The sequence below is a fragment of the Streptococcus sp. Marseille-Q6488 genome (genome assembly GCF_946902925.1).
Classification (GTDB): Bacteria; Bacillota; Bacilli; order Lactobacillales; family Streptococcaceae; genus Streptococcus.
The window spans coordinates 192,207-206,027 of sequence record NZ_CAMPPZ010000008.1; the positions used below are offsets into that span (position 1 = coordinate 192,207).

Here is a 13,821-nt window from a genome sequence, read left to right on the forward strand (position 1 = left end):
TTGGTATTATAGTAGGCGGTATTGTTTACCCCATTTGAAAGGCCCCGGAACCTTCCAAATACTTTTCGATGGGAAGGAACACCCATCACCGTAAACAAAAATCGAACTATATATAGGAGAAATCATGAACAAAACAACATTTATGGCTAAACCAGGCCAAGTTGAACGTAAATGGTACGTAGTTGACGCAACTGATGTACCACTTGGACGTCTTTCTGCAGTAGTTGCTAGCGTACTTCGCGGAAAAAACAAACCAACATTTACACCACACACTGATACAGGTGACTTTGTGATTGTTATCAATGCTGAAAAAGTTAAATTGACTGGTAAAAAAGCAACTGATAAAATCTACTACACTCACTCAAACCACCCAGGTGGATTGAAACAAATCTCTGCAGGTGAACTTCGTTCTAAAAATGCAGTACGTTTGATCGAGAAATCAGTTAAAGGTATGCTTCCACACAATACTCTTGGACGCGCTCAAGGTATGAAGTTGAAAGTATTTGTTGGAGCTGAGCACACTCACGCTGCACAACAACCAGAAGTTCTTGATATTTCAGGACTTATCTAAGGAAAGGAACAATAAAGTATGTCACAAGCACAATATGCAGGTACTGGACGTCGTAAAAACGCTGTTGCACGCGTTCGCCTTGTTCCAGGAACTGGTAAAATCACTGTTAACAAAAAAGATGTTGAAGAGTACATCCCACACGCTGACCTTCGTCTTGTCATCAACCAACCATTCGCAGTTACTTCAACTGTAGGTTCATACGACGTTTTCGTTAACGTTGTAGGTGGTGGATACGCTGGTCAATCAGGAGCTATCCGTCACGGTATCGCTCGTGCCCTTCTTCAAGTAGACCCAGACTTCCGTGATTCATTGAAACGCGCAGGACTTCTTACACGTGATTCACGTAAAGTTGAACGTAAGAAACCAGGTCTTAAGAAAGCTCGTAAAGCATCACAATTTAGTAAACGTTAATTCGAAAGAATTACTATACTTACAAAGAGCACCTTTCGGGGTGTTCTTTTTATACTTTCTTACTAAATTGGTGCAATTGACACAGTTGTTGTGACTTTAGTCGCTTGCAAATGTGGCTGCAACCGGACAAGGCCAGTTGGCTCAAAACGTTAATTAATACGATACTATCAACGTTTCAAATCACTCGAAAGTTTACCTTATTGTTTCTTTTTATATTCTTAAGAAATCAAAAGCAACATAAGTCGTCAGCTCTTTATTATAAAAACATTAATTAGCATTCTAGTATTATCTTCAGTCTCAAATCAGTATTTTGAGTTGTACGAAATCAGTTTTTGATTTTTGTTTAGTCTTACTTCGTTTTCCCCTGAAGTTAAGTTCTTGCTCAGCATCATTAGTTAAAAAGGAAAAAGAATACGTTTTATATTTGGGTTTGAGGTTTATAAAATAGGATAAGCGCACTGAATATTAAGGTGTTATAGACAAAATAAAATATTTAAAAGCTACAGAGAAACATGGTATAATGTAACTAAAGGAGGTAGCATATGTCCTTAGATATAGATAAAGAAAAGATGACAATCATGGGAGTAGCTTTTGAAAACCGATCCGTTTTTAAGAGTGTTTGGTATTAAGTATAAATATGATTGAAGGATGGCGACCTACGGTTAGTGATGTTGAAAAATTACGAGATGAAGCTCTTGCTCTGGGGATGACTTAATGAAGCGCAACTGTTATGAATCTTATGACTATGTTGATCCGAATAATTTATATACCTATCCGGGTTCTTCAGTTCTAAGAAATAAGCAGGAAGGAAAAAAGCACGCGAGCTTGAATATCGTATGATTGCTAGTAAGAGTTTGAAATTATTTATCAATCCTATCTTAGAAAGGTTGGAAAGGGATAACTCTTTAATAAACTCTTGATTTGTTAAAAGATATTTTGTCTACTACATTTTTTCAATTGAGTATTATTTGTCATAGATAGAACATTGCATTCAGAATAAGGAAAAACGCATCAAAAATGGTGCGTTCTGTTTTTATGCTACATAAAAGGAGGAAAACAAATTGAAAATTTTTAAGGGAGAGTTTTATCGAATCTCTGTATTAACAGACAAGCTAGTAAGGTTAGAATACTCTCAAACTGGAAGTTTTGAGGATAGAACGACACAACTTATCTATAATAGAGATTTTGGCCAAGTTTCGTTAGATTATATCGAGACATCAAACGTACTAGATATTATGACGGACTATTTTCATCTGCACTTTAATAAAGGAGAATTTAACGCCGAAAATTTATTTATAGAATTAAAAGGAAATTTTGCCGTATATGGTAGTCGCTGGTATTTTGGTGAATCTATTGAAACGTTAAAAGGAACAGCTCGGACTCTGGATGAGGCAGATGGAGCAATCTCGTTAGAAGATGGAATTATTAGCCGAAATGGTATAGCCTTATTGGATGATTCTAAAGGATTTATTTGGGATGAACAGTCTGGTTATATTGAGAGAGAAAATCAAATTGACCTCTATTTCTTTGCCTATGGGCATGATTATAGAGGAGCAATCAGAGACTTTTACCATTTGACTGGTTCAACACCCTTGTTGCCAAGATATGCTTTAGGTAATTGGTGGAGTAGGTATTGGCCTTATACGTCGGATGAATACTTGGATTTAATAGACAGATTTGAAACAGAGAAAATTCCATTATCTATCGGTGTGTTAGATATGGATTGGCATATAACTGATATTCCAGCTCGTTTTGGAAGTGGCTGGACAGGATATAGTTGGAATAGAAGCTTAATACCAAATCCAGAACAGTTATTGCAACAACTTCATGATAGAAAGTTAAAACTTTCCTTAAATGTCCATCCTGCTGATGGTATACGGGCTTATGAAGAAGCTTATCCTCGGGTCGCAAAACGATTAGGGTTAAATGTAGAATTAGAGGAACCTGCTATTTTTGATTTTTTTAATCCATCTTTTAGAGAATCCTACTTTAAAGATGTTCATTATAAGCTAGAAAAGCAGGGAGTAGATTTTTGGTGGATTGACTGGCAACAAGGGACACAAGGCATGTTGGATCCACTGTGGCTTTTAAACCATTATCACTATCAGGATAGTTGTAAAAATGCAGAAGGTGGCTTAATTTTATCAAGATATGCAGGGCCTGGCAGTCACCGCTACCCTGTTGGTTTTTCAGGGGACACTATTATTAGTTGGGATTCGTTAAGATTTCAACCTTATTTTACAGCGACAGCATCTAATATCGGTTATAGTTGGTGGAGTCATGATATCGGTGGACACATGCTGGGGGATTATGACGAGGAGCTACAAACTAGATGGCTACAGTTTGGCGTTTTTAGTCCGATAACTCGCTTACATAGTTCTAGAAGTCCCTTTAATAGTAAAGAACCTTGGTTTTTTTCAGAAACAACATCTAAGATTATGAAGAAATACCTTCGTTTGAGACATCAGATGATTCCATATCTATATACCATGAATGTAAAGACACACGAGGAAGGTGCCCCATTAATCAGCCCAATCTATTATTTCTACCCAGAGAATGATGAGAGCTATAATGTTCCAAATCAATACTTTTTTGGAACAGAACTGATGGTGGCTCCCATTGTAGAGAAGATGGATTTGGCATTCCAATCTGCAAAAGTGGATGTATGGTTCCCTGAAGGTGAATGGTATGACTTCTTTTCAGAGAAAAAATATACAGGTGGTGTGAAGTTGAGTGTTTATAGAGACCTTTCAACTATACCTGTGTTTGCAAAAAGTGGTGCAATCATTCCCTTGGTTGGTTCTGAGATAGATATGGGTGTTGAGTTACCTGAAGTTGTAGATTGGTATGTATTCCCAGGCAAACAACATTCTTTTGAAATGATTGAAGATCAAAATGGTCAAAGATATAAAACAAGATTATCAATCGACTGGGAAATGGGGATGGTAGAGCTAACATTACAAGGAGATTCTAGTATCGTTCCAAGCAATAGAAAACATAGAATTCATTTTAAAGGAACGAATGTGTCTATAATTGAATTGCCAAATAAGAATGATACAGCTAATTTTGAATGGAAAGATAATAAAATACCATCTCTAAATGATGAAGTTTTTAGACTACTAAAGACGGCTTCTCTTCCATATGAATTAAAAGATAGATTGTTAAATCAATTCATCAATGCCAAAAATTCTCATGACTTAATGAATATCTTGCATCATCAGGATAAGGAATTGAGAGGGCGTTTGTTGGAATTGATATTTACTAGCGAAAACTAATTGAGAAATTTCGTACATAATTTCTATTATTTAATGTGTAATAGTTTTACATCTCTATGCTTATTGACTTGTATTTTAGTAATTACAAGTTTGGCATAGGGATGTTTTTTGTTTACTGAAGAGGAAAGGATAAGTATGTTTCAAGGTTTGAAACATTTTTAAACTAAACAAGAGCAAATTTTTAAAGGTGATTTTTCAAAGTAACTTCCACTTGCCTGATCGAAGTGGAAGTTAGTCTGAAATGGCTTTTTATGGTGGAATTAAGTATGAGACGTGTGATTTTTTCAGAAAATTTTCTAAAATAAACATAATTTGTTTGACATTCGTTTGAAAATTCTGTAAAATAAGTTATTATATTTTTAAGGAGAGTATATATGGAAAAACAGAAAACATTTTTTGGACATCCTATGGGCTTGTCCACCCTCTTCTTTACAGAGATGTGGGAACGCTTTTCTTACTATGGGATGCGAGCTATCCTACTTTACTATATGTACTATAGTGTGCAAGATGGTGGGTTGGGGATGGATAAGACCACAGCTGCATCGGTTATGGCGATTTATGGCTCGCTGGTATTTTTGTCCTCGGTTATCGGTGGTTTTGTCAGTGACCGTATTTTAGGAAGCCGTAAGACTGTCTTTTACGGTGGGATTCTGATTATGCTAGGGCATATTGCTTTGGCAACACCTTTTGGACAAGTGGCTCTCTATCTTTCTATTGCCTTGATTATCTTTGGAACTGGATTTTTAAAACCCAATATCTCAGATATGGTGGGGGGAATTTATGAGAAAGAGGATGATAGACGGGATGCAGGTTTTAGTATCTTTGTCTTTGGTATTAACTTAGGTGCCTTCGTTGCCCCTTATTTAGTAGGTTATCTAGGTCAGGAAGTCAATTTCCATCTAGGTTTCTCATTAGCTGCCATTGGGATGTTCTTTGGTCTGGTGAAGTATGTTTTAGATGGGAAGAAATACCTGCCTGAATCAAGTCTTTACCCTACTGATCCACTTTCACAGAAGGACCGGCAGACCTTGATTAAACGCTTGCTGATTACACTTGTCATGGTTATTCTTGTGGTTATAGGTTTAGTCTTTACTCACCAGTTTAACGTGGATATGATTGTTAATATCTTTACAGTAATTGCGGTAATCATTCCAATCTACTATTTCTTTAAAATTTTATCTAGTCAGAAAATAACTGCTACTGAGAGATCCCGAGTATTTGCCTACATTCCTTTATTTATCGCTGGAGTACTCTTCTGGTCTATTGAGGAGCAGGGGTCTGTTGTTCTCGCTCTATTTGCGGATGATCAAACTCGACTTTACTTTAATGTATTTGGGAATCAGATTCATTTCCCATCTAGCTTTTTCCAAAGTATCAATCCACTTTTCATTATGATTTATGTGCCGATTTTTGCGTGGTTGTGGGGGAAAATGGGTAAAAAGCAACCATCCTCTGCTAAGAAATTTGCTTACGGTTTATTTGCTGCAGGTTTATCCTTCTTGTGGATGATGTTACCAGGGATGCTCTTTGGGACAGATGTTAAGGTCAGTCCTCTCTGGTTGATTATGAGTTGGGCTATTGTGATTGTAGGGGAGATGTTGATTTCGCCTATTGGTCTATCAGTCACTACTAAGCTAGCACCAAAATCCTTCCAAGCACAAATGATGTCTATCTGGTTCTTGAGTAATGCAGCTGCCCAAGCTATCAATGCTCAAATTGTAAAATTTTATACAAGCGAAACTGAAGTAGCTTACTATGGAATTGTTGGAGGAATTACGATTGTATTCGGTATTATCTTACTCTTCTACGTTCCACGTATTGAAAAACTAATGTCTGGTATCAAATAGAGAAAAACTGGGATTTCTGTAGGGATTCTAAAAGTTAGATCAATTATTTATTCAAAGGATTTAGTTCTGTATGGTACAGGGCTAAGTCCTTTTAGTTTGATTAAAACTCATGATGTTTTTGATATTCCTAGTAGACAATCGTACACTTTTTCTATTTAATACTCAATGAAAATCAAAGAGTAAACTAGGAAACTAGCCGCAGGTTGCTCAAAACACTGTTTTGAGGTTGTAGATAAGACTGACGAAGTCGATCACATATATATGGCAAGGCGACGTTGACGTGGTTTGAAGAGATTTTCGAAGAGTATAAGTCAAAGCCAATCAAAAAATCTCACTATTCAATAGGCTAAAGGAAACCTAATCATAGTGAGATTGTGAATTATAGTAGGGTTTGTATGGCCTCTTCAATTTGTTTTGGGTCTGTTTTTGAAGAGAAGCGTTCAAAGACCTGCCCATCTCGATTGATAAGAAACTTAGCGAAATTCCATTCGACTCGTTTTCCCAGTGGTCCAGATTTCTGGTCTTTCAACCAAACATAGAGGGGATCTGCTTCTTTGCCGTTGACCTTAATCTTGGCAAATCGTGGGAAGGTGGTTTGATAGTTTAGGCTACAGAAGTCGTTGATTTCCTCTGCGCTACCTGGTGCTTGCCCCATAAACTGATTGCAAGGGAAGTCTAAAATCTCAAAACCTTGGTCTTGATAGCGGTCATAGAGTTCTTGAAGTCCTTGGTACTGGGGCGTTAAACCACATCCGGTAGCAGTGTTGACAACCAAGAGAACTTTCCCACGATAGGCATCTAGTGGAGTTTCTTGATTGTCTTGATTTAAGACTGAAAAATCGTATAGTGTAGTCATTGATTGCTTTTCTCCTTCTGTTTGGTATTTTTAGGAGTCTTCTCCTCCTGTAGTGATAGAAATCCGTAGGTCAGTGTTCCAAAAATGCTGCCGATAATCAGGCCATACATCAGGAAAGGAACACTTTTATCGAATTGCACGAGCAACTTTCCAAAATCTGAAAGGGACATCTGCTGAACGAAGACTTTATGAAAGATGAGTAGGGTAAAGAGGCCAATCTGAAGACCGATAAACACAACCCAGCTTCGAAATTTGATTTGGTTTTTGCTGTAGGTTTTGAGGATGATTTCTGACTTGTCATCTTTTTCCAGATGGAGTTCTTTGACGGCTCTTTGAGTTTTTAAAGTAATGAAAAAAATGAGTCCAGAGTAAACGTAGGGCATGGCATAGCGAACGGCTTCTATGAAGCGTCCAAATAATAGATAAAACAAGAAGAGGAAGAAGGAAGAATAAACGATTTGGACCATGGAACGGGCACAAGCCTTGTAGATAATCTCTTGTCGGCATTCATCAAAAGGGCCTTGGATGTGAAAGAGATTTCGAAGTAGGCGAGTGGTGAAGTCTTCTTTTTTCATGCTGATAACCTCCTAAATGAGCGGTTTTTGATTGACTTCTTTAACGAGTTGATAGAGATAATAAAGATAAGTGATAGAAGAAATGCTAGCGATAGTGAACAGTAAATAATATTTCCAACCGCTTGAGGCGAGCATCAGTTGTGGAAAAGATAGAATTATAAAGTATAGTGCTAAGTTAAGTGTGCGCGTTTTTGGGGAGTTAATCTTTAGATAAGTTAGTACTTTATTAAGTGCTGGAAAAAAGACTAGCACGAGGAATATCTCTCTGATTGGTAAGTCCCCTGAAATGATGATGAAGATGAGCAGAGAACTGAACAAAAGATGATAGGTCAGTAAAGTTAGTAATGATTTCATAAGGCACCTCCTAATCCTGGTCTTTTTTAGCTCTTGCAATACGAAGTGAGTCGACAATATGTATCATCACTCCGAAAAAGAAAGCTCCCAGTATAGTTTTAAAAATATGTTTTGTATTTAGAAGAGAACTGATAAAATTTGGATTTTCACTTGTTAGGGTATCAATAAGTGGAATTATAAAAAATATCACTGTTCCATAAATCGAACCTGCTTTCAGACCAGGATAACGTAACTGTTTCTTTTCTTTTTTCATGAGTTTCCTCCTAATCCTCATCCGGATTTTTCTTAGTTTTTGCAATGCGACGGGAGATGAGAATCTGTATAACCACTCCAAAGAAGACAGACTGGAGGATGCTTGAAAAAATATTTTTAAAAGCAAGAAGTGACTGAAGATAGTCCTGACTCTCACCTAGCAGTATATGGAGAAGAGGGATTGTAAAAAAACTCATTAATCCATAGACTATTCCAGCTTTCAGACCAGGGTAATGTAGTTGCTTACTTTCTTTCTCACTCAGCATATCTGGATCAATAGCTGTAATCCCTGTTTTTTTGGTTTGGGAGAGCACATAGAGAGCAGAAATCATCGAAATGCCGAATACCACAAGAGGATAGCCGATAGCGACAATTTGCGGGTATTTATAAGCGAGGACGACGGGGATGAGATTCCCAAATGTCATCAGATAAAAGAGGATGATAAAAACTTGATTGCCGATACGATCAGCCTCGCGTCGTTTGTGTTCGTCAAGAGGGCCAGAAATTCCGTAGATGCGTTTGATCAGTTTTTCCGTGAAGGTTTCTTTTTTCATAAGTTTGCTCCTTTTTTAAAAATTATCCTCCCAAAAGAGACTGTTGAGGTCAGTTTGGAGGCTGCGGGCGAGATTGAGACAGAGTTCCAAGGTTGGATTGTACTTGTCGTTTTCAATCATATTGATAGTCTGTCTCGAGACACCGATATCCTTGGCGAGTTCGAGCTGGGAAATACCCAATTCCTTGCGAAATTCTTTCACACGATTCATCTGGTCTCCTTTCTGATTTATGTCGTATATATTTGACTATATTATAGTCTTTTAAACATAAAGTGTCAAGTATTTTTGACATATTTTTTGAAGAAATAGTAGTCTCCTTGTCCTATTTGTCTGACAAGTGCAAGCTGGTCGGATTTGTGGTAAAATAGATAAGATATGACAAAAGAATTTCATCATGTAACGGTCTTACTCCACGAAACGATTGATATGCTTGACGTAAAACCTGACGGTATCTACGTTGATGCGACTTTGGGTGGATCAGGCCATAGCGAATATTTATTAAGTAAATTAAGTGAAAAAGGCCATCTCTATGCCTTTGACCAGGATCAGAATGCCATTGACAATGCGCAAAAACACTTGGCACCTTACATTGAGAAGGGAATGGTGACCTTTATCAAGGATAACTTCCGTCATTTACAGGCACGTTTGCGCGAAGCTGGTGTTCAGGAAATTGATGGAATTTGTTATGACTTGGGAGTGTCTAGTCCTCAATTGGACCAGCGTGAGCGTGGTTTTTCTTATAAAAAGGACGCGCCACTAGACATGCGGATGAATCAGGATGCTAGTCTGACAGCCTATGAAGTGGTGAACCACTATGACTATCATGACTTAGTTCGTATTTTCTTCAAGTATGGAGAGGACAAATTCTCTAAACAGATTGCGCGTAAGATTGAGCAAGCGCGTGAAGTGAAGCCGATTGAGACAACGACTGAGTTAGCAGAGATTATCAAGTCGGCCAAACCTGCCAAGGAGCTCAAGAAGAAGGGCCATCCTGCCAAGCAGATTTTCCAGGCTATTCGAATTGAAGTCAATGATGAACTGGGAGCGGCAGATGAGTCCATTCAGCAGGCTATGGAGATGTTGGCTCTAGATGGTAGAATCTCAGTGATTACCTTCCATTCGCTAGAAGACCGCTTGACCAAGCAATTGTTCAAGGAAGCTTCAACAGTGGAAGTTCCCAAAGGTTTGCCTTTCATCCCAGATGATCTCAAACCTAAGATGGAATTGGTGTCCCGTAAGCCAATCTTGCCAAGTGCAGAAGAATTAGAAGCCAATAACCGCTCGCACTCAGCCAAGTTGCGCGTGGCCAGAAAAATTCACAAGTAAGAGGAAAAAAGAATGGAAAAAACAGGTCAAATACTACAGATGCAACTTAAACGGTTTTCGCGTGTGGAAAAAGCTTTTTACTTTTCCATTGCTGTAACCACTCTTATTGTAGCCATTAGTATTATTTTTATGCAGACCAAGCTCTTGCAAGTGCAGAATGATTTGACAAAAATCAATGCGCAGATAGAGGAAAAGAAGACCGAATTGGACGATGCCAAGCAAGAGGTCAATGAACTATTACGTGCAGAACGTTTGAAAGAAATTGCCAATTCACACGATTTGCAATTAAACAATGAAAATATTCGAATAGCGGAGTAAGATATGAAGTGGACAAAAAGAGTAATCCGTTATGCGACGAAAAATCGGAAATCGCCGGCTGAAAACAGACGCAGAGTTGGAAAAAGTCTGAGTTTATTATCTGTCTTTGTTTTTGCCGTTTTTTTAGTCAATTTTGCGGTCATTATTGGGACGGGCACTCGCTTTGGAACAGATTTAGCGAAGGAAGCTAAGAAGGTTCATCAAACCACCCGTACAGTTCCTGCCAAACGTGGGACTATTTATGACCGAAATGGAGTCCCGATTGCTGAGGATGCAACCTCCTATAATGTCTATGCGGTTATTGATGAGAACTATAAGTCAGCAACGGGTAAGATTCTTTACGTAGAGAAAACACAATTTAACAAGGTTGCAGAGGTCTTTCATAAGTATCTGGACATGGAAGAATCCTATGTAAGAGAGCAACTCTCGCAACCTAATCTCAAGCAAGTTTCCTTTGGAGCGAAGGGCAATGGGATTACCTATGCCAATATGATGGCTATCAAAAAAGAATTGGAAACTGCAGAGGTCAAGGGGATTGATTTTACAACCAGTCCCAATCGTAGTTATCCAAACGGACAATTTGCTTCTAGTTTTATCGGTCTAGCTCAGCTCCATGAAAATGAAGATGGCAGCAAGAGTTTGCTGGGAACCTCTGGAATGGAGAGTTCCTTGAACAGTATTCTTGCAGGGACAGACGGCATTATTACCTATGAAAAGGATCGTCTGGGTAATATTGTACCCGGAACAGAACAAGTTTCCCAACAAACGGTAGATGGTAAGGATGTTTATACAACCATTTCCAGCCCCCTCCAGTCCTTTATGGAAACCCAGATGGATGCCTTTCTAGAAAAAGTAAAAGGTAAGTATATGACCGCGACCTTGGTCAGTGCAAAGACCGGTGAAATCCTCGCTACCACCCAACGACCTACCTTTAATGCAGATACTAAAGAAGGAATCACTGAGGACTTTGTTTGGCGTGATATTCTTTATCAAAGTAACTATGAACCAGGATCAGCCATGAAGGTTATGACGTTAGCTTCTTCTATTGATAATAATACCTTCCCAAGTGGAGAATACTTCAATAGCAGTGAATTCAAAATAGCGGATGCGACGACTCGAGATTGGGATGTTAATGAAGGTTTGACTACTGGTGGGATGATGACTTTCTTACAAGGTTTCGCTCACTCCAGTAATGTTGGAATGAGTCTACTTGAACAAAAAATGGGAGATGCTACTTGGTTGGATTATCTAAAACGCTTTAAATTTGGGGTTCCAACTCGCTTTGGCTTGACAGATGAATACGCTGGTCAACTTCCAGCTGATAATATTGTTAGTATTGCTCAAAGCTCATTTGGGCAAGGAATTTCAGTGACACAAACACAAATGCTTCGTGCCTTTACAGCTATTGCTAATGATGGAGTTATGCTGGAGCCAAAATTTATAAGTGCTATTTATGATACTAACAATCAGTCTGTACGTAAGTCACAAAAAGAAATAGTAGGAAATCCTGTTTCCAAAGAGGCAGCAAGCACAACTCGAAATCACATGATCTTAGTTGGGACGGACCCTCTATATGGAACTATGTATAATCACTACACAGGAAAGCCAATTATAACAGTTCCTGGACAAAATGTAGCAGTTAAATCCGGTACGGCTCAAATCGCTGATGAGAAAAATGGAGGATACTTGGTTGGTTCTACCAATTATATTTTCTCAGCTGTGACTATGAATCCTGCTGAAAATCCTGATTTTATCTTGTATGTAACGGTTCAACAGCCTGAGCATTATTCAGGTATCCAGTTGGGAGAATTTGCCACCCCAATCTTGGAGCGGGCTTCAGCTATGAAAGAATCTCTCAATCTTCAATCTCCAGCTAAGAATTTAGATCAAGTGACGACAGAATCTTCGTATGCAATGCCTAGCATCAAGGATATTTCACCTGGTGATTTGGCGGAAGCCTTACGTCGAAATATTGTGCAACCAATCGTTGTTGGTACTGGAACAAAGATTAAAGAGACTTCTGTAGAAGAAGGAAAAAATCTTGCACCAAACCAACAAGTTCTCCTTTTATCGGATAAGGTAGAAGAAATTCCAGACATGTATGGCTGGAAAAAAGAGACTGCTGAGATCTTTGCTAAATGGTTGGATATTGAGCTGGAATTTGAAGGGTCAGGTTCTGTTGTTCAGAAGCAAGATGTTCGGACTAATACAGCTATCAAAAACATTAAAAAAATTAAATTAACTTTAGGAGACTAATATGTTTATTTCCATCAGTGCTGGAATTGTGACATTTTTACTAACTTTAGTAGGAATTCCGGCCTTTATCCAATTTTATAGAAAGGCGCAAATTACAGGCCAGCAGATGCATGAGGATGTCAAACAGCACCAGGCAAAAGCTGGAACTCCTACAATGGGAGGTTTGGTTTTCTTAATTACTTCTGTTTTGGTTGCTTTCTTTTTTGCCCTATTTAGTAGCCAATTCAGCAATAATGTAGGAATGATTTTGTTCATCTTGGTCCTTTATGGACTTGTCGGATTTTTAGATGACTTTCTCAAGGTCTTCCGTAAGATAAATGAGGGGCTAAATCCCAAGCAGAAATTGGCTCTTCAGCTTCTAGGTGGAGTTATCTTCTATCTTTTCTATGAGCGTGGGGGCGATATCCTTTCTGTATTTGGTTATCCAGTTCATTTGGGATTTTTCTATATTTTCTTCGCCCTTTTCTGGCTAGTCGGTTTTTCAAATGCAGTGAACTTGACAGACGGAATTGACGGTCTGGCTAGTATTTCAGTGGCGATTAGTTTGTCTGCTTATGGAATTATTGCCTATGTGCAAGGTCAGATGGATATTCTTCTGGTGATTCTGGCCATGATTGGTGGTTTACTCGGCTTCTTCGTCTTTAACCATAAGCCTGCCAAGGTCTTTATGGGAGATGTGGGAAGTTTGGCCCTCGGTGGAATGCTGGCAGCTATATCTATGGCCCTCCACCAAGAATGGACTCTCTTGATTATCGGAATTGTGTATGTTTTTGAAACAACTTCGGTCATGATGCAAGTAAGTTATTTCAAACTGACAGGTGGTAAACGTATTTTCCGTATGACGCCTGTGCATCACCATTTTGAGCTTGGGGGATTGTCTGGTAAAGGAAATCCTTGGAGTGAATGGAAGGTTGACTTCTTCTTTTGGGGAGTGGGGCTTCTAGCAAGTCTCCTGACGCTAACAATTTTGTATTTGATGTAAGAATGGCACCCTGATGTTTCAGGGTGTTTTTGCTTTTTAAAAAACATTGGTCAGTCAAAGTCAAATCACTTGACCTTTTCTGACCAATGTAGTATATTATGAACGTAAGGTAAATGAAAGCCTTACTAGAACACTTATTTAAAGTAAAATAGAAAGAGGTGGGGTCTATGTTTAATCTAGAAATCTTCAGAAGTAAAGATAGTCTACTCCTGCTTGAAAAAGAAAAACCAGAAATAGTACCTAG

At 38.5% G+C, this 13,821-nt stretch carries 14 protein-coding genes; 8 read left to right on the top strand and 6 right to left on the bottom strand.

Annotation, left to right across the window (positions count from 1 at the left end; all coding sequences use genetic code 11):
• The first annotated feature begins 124 nt into the window (after positions 1-124).
• The 4 genes from rplM (at position 125) to OVN23_RS04200 (ending at position 6,104) form a co-directional block, all read left to right on the top strand.
• Entirely contained in the window at positions 125-571 is a 447-nt protein-coding gene (gene rplM / locus OVN23_RS04185) for a 50S ribosomal protein L13 (protein WP_001044624.1), read from the top strand.
• A gap of 18 nt (positions 572-589) precedes the next feature.
• Complete coding sequence (rpsI, locus tag OVN23_RS04190) at positions 590-982, top strand: 30S ribosomal protein S9 (protein ID WP_000075973.1); 393 nt, start codon at positions 590-592, stop codon at positions 980-982.
• Between the two features lie 1,061 nt (positions 983-2,043).
• Positions 2,044-4,257, top strand: a complete 2,214-nt coding sequence (locus OVN23_RS04195) for a glycoside hydrolase family 31 protein (RefSeq protein WP_267240625.1) — start codon at positions 2,044-2,046, stop codon at positions 4,255-4,257.
• 437 nt (positions 4,258-4,694) lie between these two features.
• Positions 4,695-6,104, top strand: a complete 1,410-nt coding sequence (locus tag OVN23_RS04200; RefSeq protein ID WP_413777633.1) for a peptide MFS transporter — start codon at positions 4,695-4,697, stop codon at positions 6,102-6,104.
• 379 nt (positions 6,105-6,483) lie between these two features.
• Here the strand turns inward: OVN23_RS04200 and OVN23_RS04205 are convergent, their stop codons facing one another.
• From OVN23_RS04205 to OVN23_RS04230, 6 genes are read right to left on the bottom strand one after another with little or no spacing between them, the layout of a single operon-like run.
• Positions 6,484-6,960, bottom strand: coding sequence for a glutathione peroxidase (locus OVN23_RS04205; RefSeq protein ID WP_267240626.1), 477 nt, complete (start codon positions 6,958-6,960; stop codon positions 6,484-6,486).
• Complete coding sequence (locus OVN23_RS04210; protein WP_267240627.1) at positions 6,957-7,535, bottom strand: DUF3278 domain-containing protein; 579 nt, start codon at positions 7,533-7,535, stop codon at positions 6,957-6,959. Before OVN23_RS04210 ends, OVN23_RS04205 begins: the two co-directional genes overlap by 4 nt.
• Positions 7,536-7,547: 12 nt before the next feature.
• On the bottom strand, positions 7,548-7,889 hold the full coding sequence (locus OVN23_RS04215; RefSeq protein ID WP_267240628.1) for a hypothetical protein: 342 nt from the start codon (positions 7,887-7,889) through the stop codon (positions 7,548-7,550).
• 10 nt (positions 7,890-7,899) lie between these two features.
• Positions 7,900-8,142, bottom strand: coding sequence for a hypothetical protein (locus OVN23_RS04220; protein ID WP_000711739.1), 243 nt, complete (start codon positions 8,140-8,142; stop codon positions 7,900-7,902).
• A gap of 10 nt (positions 8,143-8,152) precedes the next feature.
• A complete protein-coding gene (locus OVN23_RS04225; RefSeq protein WP_173282733.1) occupies positions 8,153-8,695 on the bottom strand; it encodes a DUF3278 domain-containing protein in 543 nt (180 codons plus the stop codon).
• Positions 8,696-8,710: 15 nt separating this feature from the next.
• Entirely contained in the window at positions 8,711-8,905 is a 195-nt protein-coding gene (locus OVN23_RS04230) for a helix-turn-helix transcriptional regulator (RefSeq protein WP_001082471.1), read from the bottom strand.
• Between the two features lie 165 nt (positions 8,906-9,070).
• On the opposite strand from OVN23_RS04230, the gene rsmH reads away from it, so the two are divergent.
• Genes rsmH through mraY form a run of 4 tightly spaced genes read left to right on the top strand, consistent with a single transcriptional unit; the run spans position 9,071 to position 13,577 of the window.
• The gene (gene rsmH / locus OVN23_RS04235; protein ID WP_138702533.1) at positions 9,071-10,021 is read left to right on the top strand and encodes a 16S rRNA (cytosine(1402)-N(4))-methyltransferase RsmH; all 951 of its coding nucleotides are present in this window, start codon (positions 9,071-9,073) and stop codon (positions 10,019-10,021) included.
• A gap of 12 nt (positions 10,022-10,033) precedes the next feature.
• Positions 10,034-10,339: a cell division protein FtsL gene (ftsL, locus tag OVN23_RS04240; protein WP_000415898.1), complete on the top strand. Its 306-nt coding sequence runs from the start codon at positions 10,034-10,036 to the stop codon at positions 10,337-10,339.
• A 3-nt stretch (positions 10,340-10,342) separates the two neighbouring features.
• A complete protein-coding gene (gene pbp2X / locus OVN23_RS04245) occupies positions 10,343-12,595 on the top strand; it encodes a penicillin-binding protein PBP2X (RefSeq protein ID WP_267240653.1) in 2,253 nt (750 codons plus the stop codon).
• A 1-nt stretch (position 12,596) separates the two neighbouring features.
• Positions 12,597-13,577: a phospho-N-acetylmuramoyl-pentapeptide-transferase gene (gene mraY / locus OVN23_RS04250; RefSeq protein WP_267240654.1), complete on the top strand. Its 981-nt coding sequence runs from the start codon at positions 12,597-12,599 to the stop codon at positions 13,575-13,577.
• The last annotated feature ends 244 nt before the right edge of the window (positions 13,578-13,821 follow it).